The sequence below is a fragment of the Pseudomonas sp. GW821-FHT02H06 genome (assembly GCF_059421525.1).
The window spans coordinates 77280-99236 of the sequence record NZ_JBWKVD010000013.1 but is presented as its reverse complement, the minus strand read 5'-3'; the positions used below and the strand labels follow the sequence as shown (position 1 = coordinate 99236).

At 60.0% G+C, this 21957-nt stretch carries 19 protein-coding genes, 1 tRNA gene and 1 pseudogene; 13 read left to right on the top strand and 8 right to left on the bottom strand.

Going from position 1 to position 21957, the window contains the following annotated elements:
• Positions 1-346 precede the first annotated feature (346 nt).
• Together AC07VF_RS19905 and AC07VF_RS19900 are read left to right on the top strand one after the other, a co-directional pair.
• Positions 347-3289: pseudogene (locus AC07VF_RS19905) on the top strand (sensor domain-containing protein); the annotation flags it as partial.
• 15 nt (positions 3290-3304) lie between these two features.
• Positions 3305-3381 (top strand) — tRNA-Ile (locus tag AC07VF_RS19900).
• Positions 3382-3450: 69 nt separating this feature from the next.
• Here AC07VF_RS19900 and AC07VF_RS19895 read toward each other — a convergent pair.
• From AC07VF_RS19895 to AC07VF_RS19865, 7 genes are all read right to left on the bottom strand, one after another.
• Positions 3451-4608 carry a glutathionylspermidine synthase family protein gene (locus AC07VF_RS19895; RefSeq protein WP_495009414.1) on the bottom strand — a complete coding sequence of 386 codons (1158 nt, stop codon included), beginning with the start codon at positions 4606-4608 and terminating at the stop codon, positions 3451-3453.
• A gap of 14 nt (positions 4609-4622) precedes the next feature.
• Entirely contained in the window at positions 4623-5348 is a 726-nt protein-coding gene (locus AC07VF_RS19890; RefSeq protein ID WP_133775475.1) for a DUF1190 domain-containing protein, read from the bottom strand.
• Positions 5349-5376: 28 nt separating this feature from the next.
• A complete protein-coding gene (locus tag AC07VF_RS19885; protein ID WP_074886933.1) occupies positions 5377-5802 on the bottom strand; it encodes a DUF350 domain-containing protein in 426 nt (141 codons plus the stop codon).
• A 13-nt stretch (positions 5803-5815) separates the two neighbouring features.
• Positions 5816-6475, bottom strand: coding sequence for a DUF2491 family protein (locus AC07VF_RS19880; RefSeq protein ID WP_495009413.1), 660 nt, complete (start codon positions 6473-6475; stop codon positions 5816-5818).
• A 50-nt stretch (positions 6476-6525) separates the two neighbouring features.
• Positions 6526-7089, bottom strand: a complete 564-nt coding sequence (locus tag AC07VF_RS19875; protein ID WP_282368243.1) for a rhomboid family intramembrane serine protease — start codon at positions 7087-7089, stop codon at positions 6526-6528.
• A gap of 77 nt (positions 7090-7166) precedes the next feature.
• On the bottom strand, positions 7167-7874 hold the full coding sequence (locus AC07VF_RS19870; RefSeq protein ID WP_074886925.1) for a PspA/IM30 family protein: 708 nt from the start codon (positions 7872-7874) through the stop codon (positions 7167-7169).
• A 15-nt stretch (positions 7875-7889) separates the two neighbouring features.
• Positions 7890-8510: a YjfI family protein gene (locus AC07VF_RS19865; RefSeq protein ID WP_495009412.1), complete on the bottom strand. Its 621-nt coding sequence runs from the start codon at positions 8508-8510 to the stop codon at positions 7890-7892.
• A 168-nt stretch (positions 8511-8678) separates the two neighbouring features.
• Here AC07VF_RS19865 and AC07VF_RS19860 point away from each other — a divergent pair, with 168 nt between their 5' ends.
• Entirely contained in the window at positions 8679-9725 is a 1047-nt protein-coding gene (locus AC07VF_RS19860) for an FUSC family protein (protein ID WP_495009411.1), read from the top strand.
• A gap of 36 nt (positions 9726-9761) precedes the next feature.
• Here the strand turns inward: AC07VF_RS19860 and ppk2 are convergent, their stop codons facing one another.
• Positions 9762-10673, bottom strand: a complete 912-nt coding sequence (gene ppk2, locus AC07VF_RS19855) for a polyphosphate kinase 2 (protein WP_192173122.1) — start codon at positions 10671-10673, stop codon at positions 9762-9764.
• 249 nt (positions 10674-10922) lie between these two features.
• Between ppk2 and AC07VF_RS19850 the strand changes: the two genes are divergently transcribed.
• From AC07VF_RS19850 to AC07VF_RS19805, 10 genes are all read left to right on the top strand, one after another.
• Complete coding sequence (locus AC07VF_RS19850) at positions 10923-11384, top strand: Lrp/AsnC family transcriptional regulator (protein WP_192173123.1); 462 nt, start codon at positions 10923-10925, stop codon at positions 11382-11384.
• A gap of 142 nt (positions 11385-11526) precedes the next feature.
• On the top strand, positions 11527-13221 hold the full coding sequence (locus AC07VF_RS19845) for a flavin monoamine oxidase family protein (RefSeq protein ID WP_495009410.1): 1695 nt from the start codon (positions 11527-11529) through the stop codon (positions 13219-13221).
• A gap of 10 nt (positions 13222-13231) precedes the next feature.
• On the top strand, positions 13232-14032 hold the full coding sequence (locus tag AC07VF_RS19840) for a carbon-nitrogen hydrolase family protein (protein ID WP_495009409.1): 801 nt from the start codon (positions 13232-13234) through the stop codon (positions 14030-14032).
• 95 nt (positions 14033-14127) lie between these two features.
• Positions 14128-16491 (top strand): pyrroloquinoline quinone biosynthesis protein PqqF, encoded by a 2364-nt coding sequence (pqqF, locus tag AC07VF_RS19835; protein ID WP_495009408.1) that lies wholly within the window; start codon positions 14128-14130, stop codon positions 16489-16491.
• Between the two features lie 188 nt (positions 16492-16679).
• Positions 16680-16751, top strand: coding sequence for a pyrroloquinoline quinone precursor peptide PqqA (pqqA, locus tag AC07VF_RS19830; RefSeq protein ID WP_008365141.1), 72 nt, complete (start codon positions 16680-16682; stop codon positions 16749-16751).
• A 93-nt stretch (positions 16752-16844) separates the two neighbouring features.
• Positions 16845-17756, top strand: coding sequence for a pyrroloquinoline quinone biosynthesis protein PqqB (pqqB, locus tag AC07VF_RS19825; protein ID WP_192173127.1), 912 nt, complete (start codon positions 16845-16847; stop codon positions 17754-17756).
• A gap of 139 nt (positions 17757-17895) precedes the next feature.
• Positions 17896-18651, top strand: a complete 756-nt coding sequence (pqqC, locus tag AC07VF_RS19820) for a pyrroloquinoline-quinone synthase PqqC (RefSeq protein ID WP_122536522.1) — start codon at positions 17896-17898, stop codon at positions 18649-18651.
• A complete protein-coding gene (gene pqqD / locus AC07VF_RS19815; protein WP_346627171.1) occupies positions 18648-18923 on the top strand; it encodes a pyrroloquinoline quinone biosynthesis peptide chaperone PqqD in 276 nt (91 codons plus the stop codon). The genes pqqC and pqqD overlap by 4 nt, the downstream gene beginning before the upstream one ends.
• Complete coding sequence (gene pqqE, locus AC07VF_RS19810; protein ID WP_346627172.1) at positions 18895-20082, top strand: pyrroloquinoline quinone biosynthesis protein PqqE; 1188 nt, start codon at positions 18895-18897, stop codon at positions 20080-20082. Before pqqD ends, pqqE begins: the two co-directional genes overlap by 29 nt.
• Entirely contained in the window at positions 20048-21874 is a 1827-nt protein-coding gene (locus AC07VF_RS19805; RefSeq protein ID WP_495009407.1) for a S9 family peptidase, read from the top strand. Before pqqE ends, AC07VF_RS19805 begins: the two co-directional genes overlap by 35 nt.
• Positions 21875-21957: the final 83 nt, after the last annotated feature.

The following is a 21957-nucleotide window of genomic DNA, read 5'->3' as shown; positions in this document are numbered from 1 at the left end:
ACACTCGTTTGATTCTTACCAATGAATCACCGAGGCTGCCATGATTTGGATGCCGGCCATTGCTCTCTTATGCTTGCTTACCCCCTCTGCAGTCTCCGCCCAGGCATTGCTTCACAACGAAGATGAAGGGCAAGCGATGCGGCAAGGGTTACAGTCCACCGAAGACGCCCAATCCAGAAATCCAGTCGATATAAACCAAAACTTATCCACTCCCCTGCTCAGCGACCGATTTGTCGGTGTCAATCAGGCGCGCCCATCAGAACGACACAACGACCTGACGGATTCGTCAGCCGCATTGCCGGCAGGTAACCATGCCAGCGAACGCAGCAAGCTCTGGCACGAGTTCTTGCTGATCGGACTGCCCGGGCTGCTGGTGCTGACAACGGTGCTGGCCATTGTGGTGCGGGTCAACCGTCGCCTCAGCTCGGAAATTTCCCGCCGGATCGCGCTGGAACAAGAGCTGCGCAGCAGCGAGTACCACTATCGCGGGATGATCGAGAGCCTTTCGGCCATCGCATGGGAAGCCAACACTCACGACTACTCCTACAACTACGTCTCGCCCCATGCGCAGGAATTGCTGGGGTATCCGCTGCACCAATGGCGAAGGCCCGGATTCTGGCGCAGCATCGTTCATCCCGAGGACAGCGACTACGCCCAAGCCTACTGCGACCGTGAGGTGGCGGAAGGCAATGATCACAGCGTCGATTACCGAGTCCTGAGCGCCGACGGCAGGGTGGTCTGGATTCGCGATATCGTGAGCATGATCGGCTGTGGCCGAGAGCCCGTGATGCGCGGGCTGATGATCGACATCAGCGAAGCCAAGCAGACCGAAGAAGCGCTGCGCCTGTCGGAAGGGAAGTTCGCCTCGGTGTTCGCGCAATGCCCTGACATGCTGGTGATCGCGCGCCTTTCCGATGGCTGTTTTCTGGAGGCCAATCCGGCCTTTGCCGAGCAAATTGGCGTCAGCCCGGCCGACGTTGTAGGACGCCTGCCCTCCGAGTTGAATATCTGGGGCATTCCCGACATCGGCCACAGTCTGCTGCAACGCCTTCAAAGGGGCAGCATACGCAATCTGGAAATGCCGTTTCGGCGCAGTGATGGCCGCCTGTTCACCGGGCTTCTGTCAGCCGAGCCCTTTGATCTGGACTCCACGGCCGCAGTGGTTCTGGTGGTGAGGGACATCACGCCGCTCAAGGAAGCCCAGCAACAGCTGCAAATGTCCGAAGAGAAATTTGCCAAGGCCTTCCATTCTTCGCCAGACGGACTGCTGATTACACGGCAAAACGACGGGTTGCTGGTGGAGGTCAACGACGGTTTCAGCCGGATCACCGGTTATCACAGCTCGCTGTCCGTAGACCGTACCACCCTCGACCTGGGCATCTGGGTAAACCTGAACGAGCGACAGCAACTGCTTGAGCAATTGAACCGCGACGGCTTCGTGAAGGACTTCACCAGCCACATTCGTCGAAGGGATGGTCAGATCCGCCTGTGCGAGATTTCCGCGCGATCGCTGCCGATTGCCGGTGAGGATTACATGCTTACCATCGCGCGCGACATCACCGACCGCCACCAGATGCAGGAGAAACTGCAACTGGCCGCGACGGTATTTGAGAGCACGGCGGAGGGTGTGTTGATCACCGACACCCAACAGCGGATCAATGCCGTCAACCGCGCCTTCAGCGAGATCACCGGCTACAGCGAGCAGGAAGCCCTCGGCGAGACACCGCGTCTCCTGGCGTCCGGATTCCACGACAGCGCATTCTACGCCGCCATGTGGTACCAACTGACGGCAGAGGGTCACTGGCAGGGCGAGATCAGCAACCGGCGCAAAAATGGTGAGATCTACCCGAGCTGGCTGACCATCAGTGCCGTGCGCAATCGCGATAAATTCATCACCCATTTTGTCGCGGTGTTCGCTGATATTTCCAGCCTGAAGCAGGCTCAGGCACGGCTGGATTATCAGGCGCACCACGACCCGCTGACCGGCCTGCCCAATCGGACGCTGTTCGAAAGCCGACTGCACGCCGCGCTGATTCACTCAAGAGCGGCTTACAGCCTCGGCGCGGTGTTGTTCCTCGACCTGGATCGCTTCAAGCACATCAATGACAGTCTCGGTCACCCGGTCGGCGATCTGCTGCTGAAGAGCATTGCGGTGCGCCTGAAGGAGAACCTGCGTGACATCGACACCGTCGCGCGACTTGGAGGCGACGAATTCATCATCCTGTTGCCGGGCCTGCAAAACCCGGCGGACGCAGAAGTCGTCGCAACCAAGCTGCTCAACAGCTTTTCAGCTCCGTTTCAGGCGGGCGAACACGAGTTCTTCATGAGCACAAGCATTGGCAGCGCGCTGTTTCCCACAGACGGCGCGGACGTCGCCACGCTGATCAAGAACGCCGATGCGGCGATGTATCGTTCGAAGGCCAAAGGGCGTAACCGCGTCGAGCACTACACGCGCGATCTGACCGCTCAGGCCAGCGAGCGAGTCGCCCTGGAGCACGAACTGCGGCGCGCCATCGAGCGTAACGAGTTCACCCTGTCCTACCAGCCCAAGATCAGCCTGCTGACACACCGACTGGTCGGCGCCGAAGCGCTGATACGCTGGTTTCACCCGACGTTCGGCGATGTCCCACCTGAGCGGTTCATCCCGCTGGCAGAAGAAAATGGCATGATCCTGCAGATCGGGGAATGGGTGCTCGATACGGCCTGCCAGCAATTGCATGCGTGGAACCAGCGCTACGACATGTCCGGCCCATTGTCAGTGAACCTTGCCGGCGCCCAGTTACGTCAGACCGATCTCGTCAACAAGATCGAACGACTGCTGCTCCAGCACCAGCTGCAGCCAGGGTGTCTGCAACTGGAGATCACCGAGAACTTCATCATGTCGCAGACCGAGGAAGCGCTTTCAGTCCTGCATCGCCTGAAAACACTCGGTGTACAGCTGGCGATCGACGACTTCGGCACCGGCTACTCTTCGCTCAGTTACCTCAAGCGCCTGCCGCTGGACATCCTTAAGATCGACCAATCGTTCGTGCGCGGTTTGCCTGATGACCCCCACGATGCGGCGATTGTCCGCGCCATCATTGCGCTGGGCCGCAGCATGCAGCTGACAGTCATCGCAGAAGGCGTCGAAACCCTCGAACAGCAGCAATTCCTGGCGGACGAGGGCTGCGAACAAATCCAGGGTTACCTCGTCAGCCTCCCCCTGCGCGCGGAGGAATTCTGCACGACATTTCTTCGTACAACCGTTTCAGACGTTTCGGATAGCACAGCGCGTAAACCGTCGTTATAATCCGCGGCCTACTGAGGGCCTATAGCTCAGTTGGTTAGAGCAGGGGACTCATAATCCCTTGGTCCACGGTTCGAGTCCGTGTGGGCCCACCAAATAGAAAGCCGCGCAATGCGCGGCTTTTTTCGTTCTGGCGCGGCACACCGACCGCACGCCAAATCCCCTCAATCAATCACCACATGCGGCAAAAACCGGCTGCTGTCTTTGGTGATCAAACTGTCATCTTCACGAATCCCGATCCCCGAAGCCGTATCACCCACGACCCAAGACCCGATCAGCGTGTAGCTGTCGCCAAAACGAGGCAGTGGCGCAAACTCTTGAAGGATGTAAGGAGCATCGTTATAAGGGCCGTCTTCGAAAATGACCTGGTCAGTCGGGGTGCGGATTTCGATGTTGGCGCCTTCGCGGGAAAAGTACGGCTTGCGGACCCAACCCTTTGGCACCGCAGATTGCGGGTGCTTATCAACGAAGGACGGCAACAGATTGGGATGCCCTTCGTTGAATTCCCAAAGCAACGGCAAGATGCCTTTGTTTGAAATGATCGCCTTCCAGGCAGGTTCGATGAACTGCGTATCGCACTGGGGGATGGCCTGGCCGTGGGGCTCATGAAAGACATGCTCCCAAGCGTGCAGCTTGAAGATGCGTTCGATCCATCGGCCCTCAAGATCGACAAATCGGCCGTTGGCGTTCAGGCCAATGTCCTCGATGTCGATGTGGCGGGTTTCGATCCCAACATGTTCAGCCATTTTGCGCAGAAATTCCGTCGTACCCCGGTCTTCGATGGAGCCTGACATACACGAAAAGTAGAACGGCCCGCCTTCCTTGATCGCCGCAAAAGCCCGGACCAGATCCTCCGCTATCGAGTTGAATTGCGAAGCGTGGGCCGGCAATACGCCACGCTGGATCTGCTCTTCAAGCCAGATGAGCTGAAACGCGCCCGCTTCATACGCTGACGTAGGCGTGTCCATGTTGGCTTCCAGCAGCTTGGCCGGGTTTATGCCGTCATAGCTGAAGTCAAAGCGGCCATACAGATGCGGGTGGCCTTCCTTCCACGAGGTGCGAACCAGATCGAAGAACGCCGGCGGAATGGCCAGCCGGGTCAGCAGCTCTTCGCTCTCGACGACCCTTTCCACAACGTCCAGGCACATGGCATGAAGCTCCTGAGTCGGCGCTTCAATGTCGCGTGTGATCTGCGCTTCGGTGAATTGGTAGTAGGCCCGCTCATCCCAGTAGCGCTCGCCGTCGATGGTGTGAAAGTTGAAGCCTTCACGCTCGGCCGTCTGGCGCCAGTCAGGACGTTCCTGGATGCTGATCCTTTTCATGGGTAACGTCCCTGTTATCCGCCGAAGCTTGAACCGCTGCTTTTGCCACCCCAACCGCTGCGAGCGGTGGCCTGGCTGCCGAAACCGCCACGGGAAACAGAAGAAGAGACGGAGGAGTTACGACCAAGGGTGCTTTTGCTGTAAGTGCCGGTCGAGCTGCTTCGCGCCTGGGTGGAGTTGCCGAAGGTTTTGCCCTGCTCGATCTGGCGCGACAGTGTGGAATACCCATACCCACCCCGCGAGTCCCGCTCCTGGTAGATGGGCTGAGCGTAGTAACGACCACCACCGCCGGTGAATCCGTTGACCATGTTGCTGACGAGCATGCCCATCAGGAATCCGTTCACCCCGGAACCGAAGCCACCGCCACCGCCACCCGACTGGTTAGCCTGAGCCTTCGCTGCATCAACCTGTGACTTAGGAAGCTCACCGGAAACTTCCAGCTGAAAACCGCCAAGCTTGGGCGTGAACTTGCCATCGGCATTCTGCTGGCAGTAATCGGGGACGAAATCTGCTTCGCAAGCCGTCTTGTCGTCGTAGGTCGGGGCAATGCGGCGGTGCTCCGCCAGGGCGCTCATGTAAGCGTCCGAGCAGATGTCGACCGGTACTTTCTGGTCAACGCAGGACTGAACCGACGGATAGGTCTGCTGCGCGGAAACCTCGACGGTATCGGACTTGCTGCATGCGCTGATCGCCAACGGCAGGGTGCTGGCCAGGACCAGCTTGAGGGAACTACGTCTCATCGATAACTCCTTTTTCGATAACGGGCGATCAGGTCGACGGCGTCATGCAGGCCGAATTAAGAAAACCGACACTGATCGAGACGCTGGCGGCGTAGATGGCCGCCGCAAGCTCGCCTCGGGTGATGCGTGCGGACAGATCCTTGAGCACCATGCTGGTGGCGGTGAAGGCCAGCAGCTGTACGACTGCTGCGATTACTGCCCAGATCACCACATCCAGCACGCTGATGCTGTAGGTGATCACGTTGCTGGCAGGAAGAGCGAAACCGATCAGCGCACCGCCGAGGGCGACGGCGGCGGCAACATTTCCCTCACGAATCTGGGCAAATTCCTTGTGCGGCGTCAGACGCGTGTAGGCCATCTGAAACAACGAGAACAATCCGCCGGCCACAATGATGTAGACCACAAAACTCAGCAACGACTGGAAGCTGACAGACATACGAAGCGCTTCAAGCATTTTTTACTTCCTTTTAAATGACGGTGAAATCGGTGGACTGCAGGGTCACGCCGACCGACGTGGTGAAGGAGACAACGCCCTCCTCGTCCTCTTCAACGGACAGCAACAGAAACTCGCGACGATCCACCAGTCCGGTGTCCCGCGCGTACAACATGCTCAGGTGCTTGATGCGGTAGGCACCGTCAGGACTGACGACGTGCTCGTCCATGGGCGTAAGCTCGGTCTGGCCTTGTTCCGTACCCCACTGACGACCGTACTCCCAGCCGTCATGTTCGAACACCGGCAGACCGACTTTGGACGCAGGCCCCACCAGACGCTTGAGCTCTGCCTCGCTGTTGATCGTGACGACGCTGCTGTAGCCAAACAGAATGATGTCCTGAACGTCTTCAGCGGCAGGCCCGTTCATCATGACTTGCAGCCAGTAATCTTCGTCCTCGAAGTAGAAGCGCACCAGACGGACCGATTGCCCAAGATCAACCTGACCCACCGCCCAGACCACTTCTTCGTCAGGTACCACCAGCTCCGAATGGCCGTCGAGCATCAGCTTTAGCGAGTCGTCGAGGTCGAGCATACGACCGGTCGCCAGCCCGAACGGATTAGCCAGGCTTGGATTGCCGAGACCGCCCGGTGGAGTGGGGGACTCCAAGCCTAACGCGCGTTTGATCCAGCTCATGTTTCATCTCCTTTGAATTCGCGCCGAGGCGATGTAAAAAATTTTTAAATTCACTGCGCCGGATCTCGCTCGAGAAGCCGCCGCGAGTGCATCAGCCAGGCCGTCACAATACCGGCAAGCGCGCCACACAGGTGTGACTCAATCGATACGCCCGGCACCGGAATGAACCCAAAAATCAATCCGCTGTAGCCCAGCAGAGTCACCAGTGCAATCGCGAAACTCGCCAGACTGCGTTGATACCACGCGCGCGCCAGCAGATACGCCCACAGGCCAAAGATCAGACCGCTGGCGCCCACATGGATGACCGGCCGGCCAACCACCCAGACCATCAGCCCGCCGAGGACAACGATAAGCAGCACCACACGGACATAACGTTGAAGCCCCTCGGTCGCAACCAGCCAGCTCAGCACCACAAAAGGCAGCAGATTGCTCAGCAGGTGACGGACAGAGCCATGGAGAAACGGGGAGAAAACGACGCCTTGGAGTCCTGATACTGTTCTGGGCACCAGGCCGTGGAACAGCAGGCTGTTGGCGGTCAGGGAGTTAACCATCTGCACAACGATCATCACAGCGGCAAGGCAGAGTATCGTTCGTAGTCCATTTCCGATATTCATCTGTACACCGCTGGAGCCCAAAAAACTGAAACCGAAAAAAGGCAGACGGAAATCCGGCTGCCTATTTTTAACGGTGCTTATTGCCCAGCGTTACCGCTCTGGTTTTGCGCTTTCAAGCGGGCCAGCACGTCAGCCGCGCCGCCTGTTTTTGCGCCGATCCCGGCATCCTGAAGACGCCGCTCCAGATCGCCGCCATTGGCAGCCTCGGTCAGCTCGTCGGCCGCTTCAAGCCTCGCGTCCTGCTCATCCTGACGCTGCTTGATACGGGCCAGCGAACCCACTGCGGTTTCGAGTCGGCCGTTGGCACCACCGGTTGCGGCAGCGGCGTTGATCTGCGCCTTTTGCACGCTGTCGCGGGCCTTGGCCATATCGGTCTGCTGACGCAAGCCTTTGATCTGGCTTTCGGCCTTGATGACTTGCGCGGTCAGCTTGGCCACATGGACGCCAAACTGATCGGCGGCAAGCTTCTCTTGATCGCGCAGGGCCGTCAGCTCGGCCACTTTCTCGGCACACTCGAGGGCGAGGGCTTCTTCGCCTTTATTCATCGCTGCGAGGGCTTTCTGCTCCCAGTTGGCGATGTTCTTGTCGTGCTCTTCGACGCGTTGCAGCGAGAGCTTGTGCTTGGCTTTGATCTGAATCAGCTGGTTGCGCGCCGCAAGCATAGAGGCGTCGGCGTCACGGATTTCCTGGTCGAGGATTCGCAGTGCCTGAGCATCGACGATGGCTTCACCCACCTCGGAAGCCCCACCACGCAGCGCTGTGACCATTTTTTTCCAAAGGCTCATTGATGTGTCTCCCGATTACTGTGAATCAACTGTTAGAAGGTATTCGTAGGCATCAGCCGCACGAATCACGTTGTCTGCCAGCGTGAGGACTTCGTGGACGATGACCGTCAGCGAAGAGGCGGCACTCAGGGCGCCGAACATGCTGTAGACGGTTTCGCCGTTTGGCATGGTCTCGATGCCAATCGACGACAGCGGGAAGAGGTCCCGACTACGCAACACTGTCTCGTTGAAAGACGCGGGGTCTTTGACCTGAGAGGCGTAGACCAGGACGGAATCAACCAGGATCTGGTCGCCCGCAATGGCAATGATGATGGGCAAGCCGCCGAACTGGTTCATCACCAGGCTCAGACTCGGCTCGGCACCGTGAATAAGGGTCAGTTTGATGTCTTCGTTCTTCACCACGTCCAGTTCGGCGAAGGCCGAGTGAAGCGTGTCGATGGTCCAATTGGTGTTCTCAGTCATGAATCCCTCCAGTTTGATCCGGTTACCCAAGTAGGGCTGGCGCAGCACTTTTTCGATGTCTCTCAGCACTTCCGCGTTTTCTGGAAGTACGTACAGCTCTCGTTTCACGTACCCGGCAGCCGTCAGCCGAGCGCGCATTTCGCGCATGTAGTCGGTTGAAGTTTTCCGAGCCATTGAGGTTTTTCCTGAACATCACATGTGATAGCAACGCACCCTACGCGCAAGCATCCCGATACGCAACATCTCACATGTGATGATTTTATGAATGAGGCAATGCCGGTGGTGACGCGCCGCGTTTGCCGGGCTTCGGATATATTCATCATCCCCATGGTCTGTAACCCCATGAACTCAGCCTCTCCCCCCTCCTGGCTTCGCCGCGCCCTGCGTCCGCTTCTGGACCCATACCGCCGCTATCGCCATGCCCGCTACATTCACGCCGGCCGCATCGTGGTCGGACTACTGGTGTCGATTCTTCTGACGACCGGCATTAATTTGCCCCACGGTGAGTGGGCGTCGGTCACGATGCTGATCGTGATTGGCGGGTTGCAGCACCACGGCAACATCGGCAAGAAGTCGGTAGAGCGGGCCTACGGGACGTTGATAGGGGCGGCCTTGGGCCTGGCGATCGTGGCGCAGGAAAGCTATCTGGGCATGCCGTTGTTGACGTACGTGATCATGTCGCTGATCTGCGGCTTCTTCGCGTATCACGCCATCGGCAAGGGCGGCTACACGGCACTGCTGTCGGCGATCACCCTGTTTATCGTGGCGGGCCACGGTGATAACCCGATCACGGACGGGTTGTGGCGGACGGTGGATATCCTGATCGGCATCGCCCTCGCCCTGGCGTTCTCATTCGCGCTGCCGCTGTACGCCGTGTATTCGTGGCGCTACAACCTGGCAAGTGGCCTGCGGGACTGTGCCCTGGCTTACGATCGCATCGCCAGCGGGCAGTCGATCACCGCAGATGAGCACGTGAAGCTGACGGCACGGATGGGCGCGACGTTGTTGCAGCTGCGTTCGCTGATGCCGTCGGTGTCCAAGGAAGTGAAGATTTCGATCGTTGAGCTGGACGCTATTCAGAGCCACTACCGAATGTGCCTGAGCATCCTCGAGATTCTTTCGAACCTGCGTCCGGCAGACGCTGGCAGCACGGGCGTGACGGCGGAGCAACGGCGCATTCGTCGCATGCTGATCGGCATGGCCCGTGCGCTGCAGACCGGTGCGACCGAGCGTTTGCAGCGGCCGACCGAGAGCTTGACCGTCGGGCCCGACGTTCCAACCGCCTCGACCGAGGTGCTCGGTTATCAGCTGATGACCCGCCAGTTCACGCAGAATCTCGAAAGCCTGCAACAGCGACTGGCGAAAACAGCGCCGGCGTGGAAAATCTGAACCACGCCAGCGCTGTAATCACATATCGGCGGAGGATCAATAAACCGGCGGAACAACCATCTCACGCGGTACCGGTGCCCGTAGGTAATTGGCGTTGTACTCGCGCTCCGGCAGCACCACTTGCGGTGTCTCGGTATCGCCGCGCGGGATCTGCTCCAGCAGGTGGTGAATGCAATTCAAGCGCGCGCGTTTCTTGTCGTCGGCCTCGACAATCCACCACGGCGCGACGTCAGTGTGGGAACGCGTGAGCATTTCTTCCTTCGCGTTGGTGTAGGCCTCCCAGCGACGACGGGATTCGAGGTCCATGGGCGAAAGCTTCCACTGTTTCAGCGGGTCATGGATGCGCATCAGAAAGCGCCGGTATTGCTCGTCATCGGTGATGGAGAACCAGTACTTGATCAGGATGATGCCCGAGCGCACCAGCATTTTTTCGAACTCGGGGACGGTGCGGAAAAACTCTTCGTACTCCTCGTCATTGCAGAAGCCCATGACCCGCTCGACGCCGGCCCGGTTGTACCAACTGCGGTCGAACAGCACCATTTCGCCAGCCGCAGGAAGGTGCGCGACGTAGCGCTGGAAGTACCACTGCGTGCGCTCGCGCTCACTCGGCGCGGTCAGTGCAGCCACACGGCAGACCCGCGGGTTGAGCCGCTGAGTGATGCGCTTGATCGCACCGCCCTTGCCTGCCGCATCCCGGCCTTCGAACAGCACGACCACCTTGAGCTTCTGGCTCACCACCCAGTCCTGCAGTTTCACCAGCTCGCCCTGAAGGCGCAGCAGCTCACGGAAATACAGGCGGCGATCAATCCCTTTGGGCACCTCCTCACCTAAGTCAGCCAACAGGCCATCCAGGCGCGCGTCGTCGTACTCCATTTCCAGTTCTTCGTCGAAGCTGTCGAGGATATCGGCCTGGATGTAGCGGGCGGTTTCGGAGAAATCCAGAGTCATGACGAGGCTCCCGGCGTGGATTCAAAGGGGGTGGGGGGAGAATTTAGGCACGCCAGGGGTGACAGAAGAATGACAAAAGCCTTACAGCGCGGAAAAGTCCTACATGACCGACGCAGGTTCTCTGACGCCCATCTCTGGTGGACGATCAACGCAGAATGCTTGGGCTTTCGCGTCGCCTTGCCATTCGAATATCACCCAAACCCCTACGGAATCTCCTAACATGCCCCGCTTGCCGAAGGAGATCCGCCCTTGCCTGACACCCGCCCACCAGCGCTCGACGACATCGACCGCAAACTGATCGCCGCGCTGCAAATCAATGCCCGGGAACCGGTCGCCAATCTGGCTCGGCAATTGGGCATCGCGCGGACGACCGTGACCTCGCGACTGGCGCGCCTGGAAAAAGCCAAAATCATCACCGGCTACGGCGTGCGACTGGGTCAGCGGCTGGTGGATGGAGGTCTGCAGGCTTACGTCGGCATCACCGTGCAGCCTCGCTCCGGCAAGGAAGTGCTGCGGCGGCTGAGTGCGCTCGCCCAAGTGCAACAGTTGTGCGCAGTGAGTGGCGAATTCGATTACGTGGCGTGGCTGCGCACGGACTCGCCGGAGCAGCTGGATCAGATGCTTGATCTGATCGGCAGCGTCGACGGGGTCGAGAAGACCACCACGTCGATCATCCTCAGCAGCAAGATTGATCGCGGCCAGCCGTCCTGACGTGCCATTTCCGACAATATGACGAAAATATCCGTCACTTTGCTGGGGTTCTCGACACAACGACGGCACTCTGCGTCTTATTAACGTCCCAACTGTTATCTAGACTTGTTCACTTTCGCGCCCCAGTCGAACAAGGTCAGTCATGAAGAACAATCGCCACCCCGCCAACGGAAAAAAACCGATCACGATTTTCGGCCCGGACTTCCCGTTCGCCTTCGATGACTGGATCGAACACCCGGCGGGCCTTGGCAGTATTCCTACGGAAAACCTCGGCAAAGAGGTGGCGATTGTCGGCGCAGGCATCGCCGGGCTGGTGGCGGCTTATGAGCTGATGAAGCTGGGTCTCAAACCCGTCGTTTATGAAGCCTCCAAAATGGGCGGCCGCCTGCGTTCGCAACAGTTCGAAGGCGCTGAAGGCATCATCGCCGAGCTGGGTGGCATGCGCTTCCCGGTGTCCTCCACCGCTTTTTATCACTACGTCGACAAGCTCGGCCTAGAATCCAAACCCTTTCCCAATCCACTGACGGCTGCGTCGGGCAGCACGGTGATTGATCTGGAAGGCAGCACTCACTACGCACAGAAACTGTCGGACTTGCCTGCGTTGTTTCAGGAAGTGGCTGACGCCTGGGCGGACGCGCTGGAGGACGGCTCGCAGTTCGCCGAGATCCAGCAAGCCATCCGCGACCGCGATGTGCCTCGGCTCAAGGAGTTGTGGAACAAGCTGGTGCCGTTGTGGGACGACCGCACGTTCTATGATTTCGTCGCCACGTCCAAAGCCTTCGCCAAACTGTCGTTCTATCACCGCGAAGTGTTTGGGCAGGTCGGTTTCGGCACCGGTGGCTGGGACTCGGACTTCCCGAACTCGATGCTGGAGATCTTCCGCGTGGTCATGACCAACTGCGACGATCACCAGCACCTGATCGTCGGCGGCGTCGCGCAAGTCCCTATCGGCATCTGGCGCCACGCCCCTGAACGTTGCGCCCATTGGCCAGAAGGCACCAGCCTGTCGACGCTGCACCGAGGCGCCCCACGCACGGGCGTCAAAGGCATCAGCCGCGCCGCCAACGGCCAGTTCGCGGTCACGGACAATCTGGGTGACGTTCGCCATTACGATGCGGTTTTGGCGACGTGCCAGACTTGGTTGCTGACCACCCAGATCGAGTGCGAAGAGTCGCTGTTTTCCCAGAAGATGTGGATGGCACTGGACCGCACGCGTTACATGCAGGCGTCGAAAACCTTCGTCATGGTGGACCGGCCGTTCTGGAAGGACAAAGACCCGGAGACCGGCCGCGACATGATGAGCATGACCCTGACCGACCGCCTGACTCGTGGCACCTATCTATTCGACAACGGCACCTATTCCAACGGCGTCGAGAAGCCGGGGGTGATTTGCCTGTCGTACTCGTGGATGAGTGACGCGCTGAAAATGCTGCCCCACCCCGTTGAAAAACGCGTCAGCCTGGCGCTCGGTGCGCTGAAAAAGATCTACCCGAAGGTCGATATCGCCGCACGCGTCATCGGAGACCCGATTACCGTGTCGTGGGAATCCGACCCACACTTCCTTGGTGCTTTCAAAGGCGCGCTGCCGGGCCACTACCGCTACAACCAGCGGATGTACGCGCATTTCATGCAGAAGGACATGCCTGACGAGCAACGCGGCATCTTCATTGCCGGTGACGACGTGTCCTGGACGCCCGCCTGGGTCGAAGGCGCTGTGCAGACGTCGCTGAACGCGGTGTGGGGCATCATGACCCACTTTGGCGGCAAGACTCACGCCGAGAACCCGGGCCCGGGTGACGTGTTCCACGAGATCGGCCCGATCGTTTTGCCGGAATAAGGAAGCCACAATGCGCGTCGCCCTCTACCAATGCCCGCCGCTGCCGCTGGATGTCAGCGCCAACCTCATGCGCCTGGAAGCTCAGGCGATCGATGCATCGGCGCAGGGGGCGAAGCTGCTGGTCTTCCCGGAGATGTTTCTCAGCGGGTACAACATTGGCGCACAGGCCGCGCAGGAGTTGGCGCAAACGAACGACGGCCCGGCTGCGTTGAAGATTGCCGAGATCGCTCAAGCCACGGGCGTCGCGATTCTGTACGGCTATCCGGAGTTGAGCACCGACGGCCAGGTTTACAACGCGGTGCAGTTGATCGACGCGCAAGGTGTGCGGCTCTGCAATTACCGTAAGACCCATCTGTACGGCGACCTGGACAACGCGATGTTCAGTGCGGGGGATGAGCACTTTCCGGTGGTGGAATTCGGAGGCTGGAAACTCGGCTTTTTGATCTGCTACGACGTCGAGTTTCCCGAGAACACACGGCGTCTGGCCCTGGCCGGCGCCGACCTGATTCTGGTACCGACCGCCAACATGGCGCCCTACGATTTCGTCGCGGAAGTCACCGTGCGGGCCCGCGCCTTCGAGAACCAGTGCTACCTCGTGTACGCCAATTACTGCGGCAGTGAGGGCGAGATCCATTACTGCGGTTTGAGCAGCATCTGCGCGCCGGACGGCCGGCAAATCGGTCTTGCTGGACAGGATGAGGCGCTGGTGATTGCGGATCTGGACCGTGAATCGATGAGCGAATCTCAGGCGATCAATACGTATTTCAAGGATCGCCGACCGGGGTTTTATTCCGGCCTGAGTAAACCGTAAGGTAATTCTCCTGCGCCGCCCCCTGCGCACGTCCCACACCTGCACGCCCGTAATCCGCTAGCATGGCCGCTCATTCATCAAACCTCACAATCGCCATGCCCAACCCCATCAGCCAGCGATCCCTGACCCTGCCCAACAGCCTGAACGTGGTGCTTGTTTCGGCCCCACGTTTGAAGCGTTGCGCGGCGGCATTGCGGGTGGCGGCAGGCAGTCATGATGTCTCGGCCCGCTGGCCGGGGCTGGCGCATTTTCTTGAGCACTTGTTTTTTCTCGGCACCGAGCGCTTCACGGATGACGAGAAGCTGATGGCGTTCGTGCAGCGTCATGGCGGGCAAGTGAACGCCAGCACACGCGAGCGCACCACCGACTTTTTCTTCGAACTGCCGCGCGCCGTGTTCCCCGACGGTCTCGAGCGGCTGTGCGAAATGCTCGCACATCCGCGTATGACGATTGCCGATCAGCTGCGAGAACGGGAGGTGCTGCACGCGGAATTCATCGCCTGGTCGCGGGACGATGCCTCTTGTGAGCTGCTGAAGCGCCTGCAGCCCTTGTCGGCCTTGCATCCGATTCGATGGTTTCATGCCGGCAATCGCTTCAGTCTTCCGGTTCCCCGTCAGGCATTCCAGCATGCGCTGCAGGATTTCTACCGACGGTTCTATCAGGCCGGACAGATGACGTTGAGCCTCGCGGGGCCTCAGTCGCTGGATGAACTGGAACAATTGGCCACGCAGTCTGGCGGGTGTTTCGCTCAAGGTCTTCGGGTTGAGCAACAGCAAGCGCCTGCGCTGCTCACTGATGCACCGAAGCCAATCGGCGAGGCTGATCAGCGTCGGATGCATCTGACGTTCGCATGCGAAGGCTTACCGGCAGGGCAAGAACAGGCCGCGGCGTTTCTCTGCACCTGGATGAATGAAGCGCAAGGGGGCGGGCTGGTGGCGGAGCTGCGTGACCGAGGCTTGATTGAGTCGCTGAAGGCCGAGGTCATGTATGAGTTTGGCGGCCAGGCAGTCATCGACATTGAGGTCGCATTGGCCGCGAAGACACCCGACGCGTCATCGCACGTATCAGCAACGGTGTTCGGCTGGCTCGCCTTTTTCAAATCCCATTACCGCCCGTTGCTCGGAGAATACGCGCGACTGGAACAGCGGCGTCTGGCCGTCAGCGGCGCACTTTCGCTGGCGCGGTATTTCAGCGCGGAAGCTAATGCGGCGGGCCTGTCGGTAGATGCGGTCGAAGCACTGCTCAGCCAGCTCACACCAGACGCGCTGTTGCAGGCGCAAGCCGAATCTCCGGCGTACGACGCCTCAACCGTCCATTGGCGGCTGCCCGACCCCAATCCATTTTTGAACCAGACAACGCCGGCCACGGCGCCGACCGTGCCGCTGCCCGCGCTGACATTCAGCGACGCGCTGCCAGAAAACGGCGAAGCCGCACTGTACCTGCGATGGGCGTTTGCCACGGCGCAACCAACGCTTGCACGGATGTTGGGTGAAAGCCTGAAACCGCTAACGGCCCAAGCCTGTCAAGCGGGGGTCACGCTGGCATTCAGTGCCTACGGCAGATTCTGGCAGTTGAAAGTCTCAGGCCTGGCGCAACCGCTGCCCGCCGTGCTGGAGCAGGCTCTGCTTTTGCTCGGCAAGCCGGATGCTCAGACCTTGGCGCGCTACGGTGCGCCAGCTAATGAACCGGCCTTTATCCCGATCCGTCAGCTGTTAAAGACGTTGCCTGATCATTATTTGAACAACCCAATCACACATCAGACCGACAATCTGCAGCGCGCGTGGGCTGAGGCTGGTTGGACAGGGTTTGCCACGGGTTTCACACCCTCAGCGCAACAGTTGTTGAGTCACGCCGCTCGGCTCATCCCCGGTCTCCCGGAGCATTCAGCACTCACAGCACCTCGGGCCACAGGCACACGGTGGGCAATCGAACCGTCAGAATCTTCCGAAACTGCGCTGCTGATCTTCTACCCAACGCCCTCCCACTCCCTTGACGACGAAGCCACGTGGCGACTCTTCGCACAGCTGATGCAGGCTCCGTTCTACCAGCGCCTACGGGTCGAGTTGCAGTTGGGTTACGCCGTTTTCAGTGGTTTCCGACAGATCGCTGGCCAGGGCGGTCTGCTGTTCGGCGTGCAATCGCCAGGCGCGAGCGCGGAGCAACTCGTTGCGCACATTGAGACGTTCATCAAGAGTCTGCCGACAATGATTAACGCCGCAGACTTACCCGGGCAGGTAAAAATCCTGCAGGATCAACTCGAAACGACTGACATGGAGCACTCGCAAGCGGCCGAGCTGCTCTGGCAAGCACATCTGGCGGGACACGGAAGCGACTACAGCGCATGCCTGCAACATTCCCTTGCACATCTTCAGCAAGCCGCTCTGCTCGAAACCGCTCATCGGCTGGCCCAGCCCGACAGCCCCAGACTCTGCCTATCGAACCGCCCTGACGCCCTCTAGCCCGCCCCGACCGCAGACCACAACCCGCTGATCATTGCCCGTTGTGCAAGGATCTTTATCGGATATTTCATCATTGGCCGTTCGATAATTTTAGTAACATAGCCCCCTAAGCATTTGAACGTCTCCGCTCGCAGGAGCACTAACGAATGTACTCACCCACCGCTGCACTAACCCAGAAGGAGTCAATTATGTGGACTAAACCTGCTTACACTGATCTGCGTATCGGCTTTGAAGTCACCATGTACTTCGCAAGCCGTTGATTGTTGCGCGGTGAGAAGCCTCGGTTCGCCGGGGCTTTTTTATTAACGCGATTCTGATTCAGGGCCGGCCTGGCCCGTCGCTACGGGGTTTACATGCACATCCAGATTCTCGGTTCCGCCGCCGGCGGTGGTTTCCCTCAGTGGAACTGCAACTGCGTCAATTGCGCAGGCTTTCGCGACGGCAGCTTGCGGGCGCACGCGCGCACCCAGTCGTCCATCGCGCTGTCGGACGACGGTGTGAACTGGATCCTGTGCAACGCCTCTCCCGACATCCGCGCACAGCTTCAGGGGTTCGCCCCGATGCAGCCCAATCGCGGCCTGCGCGATACAGGGATCAGCGCGATCATTCTGATGGACAGCCAGATCGACCACACCACCGGTTTGCTGAGCCTGCGTGAGGGCTGCCCGCATCAAGTCTGGTGCACGGACATGGTTCACGAGGACCTGAGCACGGGTTTCCCGCTGTTCAACATGCTCACCCACTGGAATGGCGGTCTGACCTGGAATCGCATCGAGCTGGAAGGCAGCTTTGTCATTCCCGCCTGCCCGAATCTACGCTTTACGCCATTTCCACTGCGCAGCGCGGCACCGCCCTACTCGCCACACCGATTCGACCCACACCCGGGCGACAACATCGGCTTGATGGTCGAGGACCTGAGCACGGGCGGCAAACTGTTCTACGCGCCGGGCCTGGGCAAAGTCGATGACGCCCTCATGGAGAAGATGAGCGGCGCCGACTGCCTGTTGGTCGACGGCACGATGTGGGACGACGATGAGATGCAGCGCCGTGGCGTCGGCACCCGCACCGGGACAGAGATGGGTCATCTGGCGCAAAACGGCCCCGGCGGCATGCTCGAAGTGCTGGAAAAGCTGCCGCAACAGCGCAAGGTGCTTATCCATATCAACAACACCAACCCTATCCTCGACGAAGACTCGCCCGAGCGCGCTGAACTGGCGCGGCGGAACGTCGAAGTGGCATTCGACGGGATGAGCATCGAGCTTTAAGAATGCTGAATAACCGACTGTAGGGTGAGTTTGCTCATGAAGGTGTCAGGTCAGCCAGCCGATGAGGCACAGGTAGATCGCCTTCGTGAGCAGCTCACGCCCACGGGATCTGCGGAAATTCTTGACGAGAACTGCCGACATGAACGATGCAACGCCGCTGTCCCCCGCTGAATTCGAACAGGCCCTGCGCGCCAAGGGCGCGTATTACCACATCTATCACCCTTTCCATGTGGCGATGTACGAAGGGCGCGCGACCCGCGAGCAGATTCAGGGCTGGGTCGCCAACCGGTTCTACTATCAGGTGAATATCCCGCTGAAGGACGCTGCGATCCTGGCCAACTGCCCGGACCGGGAAATCCGCCGCGAGTGGATACAGCGCTTGCTGGATCATGACGGCGCCCCCGGTGAAGACGGTGGCATTGAAGCCTGGCTGCGTCTGGGTCAGGCCGTGGGACTGGACCCTGACCAGTTGCGCTCGCAGGAACTCGTCCTGCCCGGCGTACGATTTGCCGTCGACGCCTACGTGAACTTCGCCCGCCGCGCCAACTGGCAGGAAGCAGCGAGCAGTTCGCTGACCGAGCTGTTTGCGCCGCAGATCCATCAGTCGCGCCTGGACAGCTGGCCGCAGCACTACCCGTGGATCGACCCGACCGGCTACGAATACTTCCGCACCCGCCTGGGTCAGGCCCGCCGCGACGTCGAGCATGGTCTGGCGATCACGCTGCAGCACTACACCACGCGGGAAGGCCAGCAGCGCATGCTGGAAATTCTGCAGTTCAAACTCGACATTTTGTGGAGCATGCTCGATGCCATGAGCATGGCCTACGAGCTGAACCGCCCGCCCTATCACAGCGTGACCGACCAACGCGTCTGGCACAAAGGAATCGCCCTATGAGCTTCAATCGCGAACAGGTGCCCAGCTGGCGCCGCGGTTATCGTTTTCAGTTCGAGCCTGCGCAAAACGGTCACGTGCTGCTCTACCCCGAGGGCATGATCAAGCTCAATGAAAGCGCGAGCGCGATCGGTGGCCTGATTGACGGTCAGCGCAGCGTCGACGCCATCATTGCGTTGCTCGACGAAAAATTCCCCGGCGTCCCCGAACTCGGCACTGACGTCGAGCAATTCATGGAGGTCGCCCGTGCAGAGCTCTGGATCGAATTTGCCTGACTCAGTGAATACTCAGTCCGATGTCTACATTCCGCCCACGCCCCCGGTCGGGCTGCCATTGTGGCTGCTCGCCGAGCTGACCTATCGTTGCCCGTTGCAATGCCCGTATTGCTCCAACCCGCTGGATTTCGCCAAGCAGGGGCAGGAGTTGAGCACCGAGCAGTGGTTCAAAGTCATGGCCGAAGCCCGGCAAATGGGCGCAGCCCAGATCGGCTTCTCGGGCGGCGAGCCGCTGGTGCGTCAGGACCTGGCCGAGCTGATCGCTGAAGCGCGGCGGCTGGGCTTCTACACCAACCTGATCACCTCCGGCATCGGCCTGACCGAGCAGAAGATCATCGACTTCAAGGAAGCCGGGCTGGACCACATCCAGATCAGTTTCCAGGCCAGCGACGAGCAAGTGAACAACATGCTTGCCGGCTCGAAGAAAGCCTTTGCGCAGAAGCTGGAAATGGCCCGCGCCGTGAAAAAGCATGGCTATCCGATGGTCCTCAACTTCGTGACCCACCGGCATAACATCGACAAGATCGACAAGATCATCGAGCTTTGTGTGGCGCTGGAAGCTGACTTCGTGGAGCTGGCGACCTGTCAGTTCTACGGCTGGGCGCACCTGAATCGTGTGGGCTTGCTGCCGACCAAAGACCAACTTGTGCGCGCCGAACGCATCACCAACGAATACCGGGTCAAGCTCGCCGCGGAAAACCACCCGGTGAAGCTGATCTTCGTCACCCCCGATTACTACGAAGAGCGCCCAAAAGCGTGCATGAACGGCTGGGGCAATCTGTTCCTGACCGTGACGCCGGACGGCACTGCGCTGCCGTGCCATGGCGCGCGGCAGATGCCAATCCAGTTCCCCAACGTGCGCGATCACACGATGCAGCACATCTGGTATGAGTCGTTCGGCTTCAATCGCTTTCGCGGTTACGAGTGGATGCCAGAGCCTTGCCGCTCCTGCGACGAGAAGGAAAAGGACTTCGGCGGCTGCCGTTGTCAGGCATTCATGCTCACCGGCGATGCGAGCAACACGGACCCGGTGTGCAGCAAGTCGCCGCAGCATCACTTGATCACCCAGGCCCGTGATGAAGCCGAGTATGCTAGCCAGACCATCGAGCAACTGGCCTTCCGCAATGAACGAAATTCACGCCTCATCGCCAAGTCTTGACCTTCTTTCTGCCGCCCAGGCTGTGGCGGCAGGCACCGATTTCGCCGAACTCAGCGTCAGCCCTGCGGGGCTTTTCTGGAGTGAATTCCGCCCGCAGGATGCCGCAACGCGCATCTGGCGCTGGCACCACGGCGCGACTGCTTGCCTGACCCCCGAGGGTTTCAGCGTGCGCAGCCGGGTGTATGAATATGGCGGCGGTTCGTTCTGCCTGACTGACGATGCCGTGGTGTTCGTCAACGAAGCGGACCAGCAGATTTACCTCCAGCCCTTCGATTCCCAAACGCCTCAACCCCTGACACAAGGCGACAAGCTCTTCGGAGATGTCCGCTATGCGCGTGGGCAGATTCTGGCGGTTGAGGAGGATAAGGATACTCATCGGTTGGTCGGATTCGACGTCGCCGACGGCCGCCGCCACGTACTGGCCGAAGGTGCCGACTTTTATGCGTCGCCCTCCGTCAGCCCGGATGGCAACCGCCTGGTGTGGATCGAGTGGTGGCGGCCCCATCAGCCCTGGACGTCCTCGAGACTGATGAGCGTCGAACGCCAGCCCGACTTCTCATGGGGCAGGCCGCACTGCCTCGCGGGCGGGTTGGGACTGGAATCGCTGCAGCAACCCCGCTTTGATGACGCGGGCCGCTTGTATTGCCTGACTGACCGCGCTGGATTCTGGCAGCCGTGGGTTGAGACGCTGGATGGTTTTGAAGCACTTCCTGCCGCCCCTGCCGACCACGCGTCGGCGCCGTGGCAACTGGGCGCGTCAACTTGGGCGCCGCTTGGCGACGGTGCGTACCTCGCCGCCTGGTTCGAAGACGGCAAAGGCCTGCTCGGCGTGCGCTCGGCGCCGGGTTCAGTTGAAGATTTCAGCGGCGATTACAGCCGTTTCAGAAGCCTCGCGGTGGACTCGGACCATGTCTATTGCATCGCCGCGTCGCCCGTCAGCCCTTCTGCTGTCATTGCCATCAGTCGTGCTGACAAGCGCGTTCAGGTGCTGGCCGGCGGCATGAGCCCGCTCCCCATTGAGCGCATCAGCCAGCCGCAAACCCTGCGTTATCCGAGCGGCTCCAGCGAAGCGCACGGGTATTTCTATCCGGCCATGAATGGCGACGGTAAGCCGCCGCTGGTGGTGTTTATCCACGGCGGCCCGACTTCCGCCTGCTACCCTGCCCTGGACCCGCGCATTCAGTTCTGGACGCAGCGGGGCTTCGCCGTCGCCGACCTCAACTATCGCGGCAGCACCGGTTACGGCCGCGCCTATCGCCAGGCTCTGTTTCTGGAATGGGGCGTTGTCGATGTCGAAGACGCCTGCGCAGTGGTTGAATACTTGGGCAATCAGGGCCTGATCGACCCGGCAAACGCATTCATCCGCGGCGGCAGTGCCGGTGGCTATACGACGCTGTGCGCACTGGCGTTCAAGGATGTGTTCCGCGCAGGGGCAAGCCTGTATGGGGTGAGCGATCCGCTGGCACTGGCGGAAGCCACGCACAAGTTCGAAGCGGATTATCTGGACTGGCTGATCGGCGACCCCGATGTCGACATGGCGCGCTACCGGGAACGCACGCCGCTGCTGCATGCCAATCAGATCAAAGTCCCGGTGATCTTCTTCCAGGGCGAACTCGACGCCGTGGTCGTCCCCGCCCAAACCCGCGACATGCTCAATGCATTGCTGGAGAACGGCATACAGGCGGAAGGGCACTTCTACCCCGACGAACGTCACGGCTTCCGCAAAGCCGCCAACCTGGCCCATGCACTGGAAACCGAATGGGCGTTTTACCGGAAGGTGATTGATGGGTGAGGCGTCAGACGTTTTGCGCGTTAGCCACTGACGCACCTGGCCAACGCGATCATGTGGGAGTGAGCTTGCTCACGAAGAAGGCA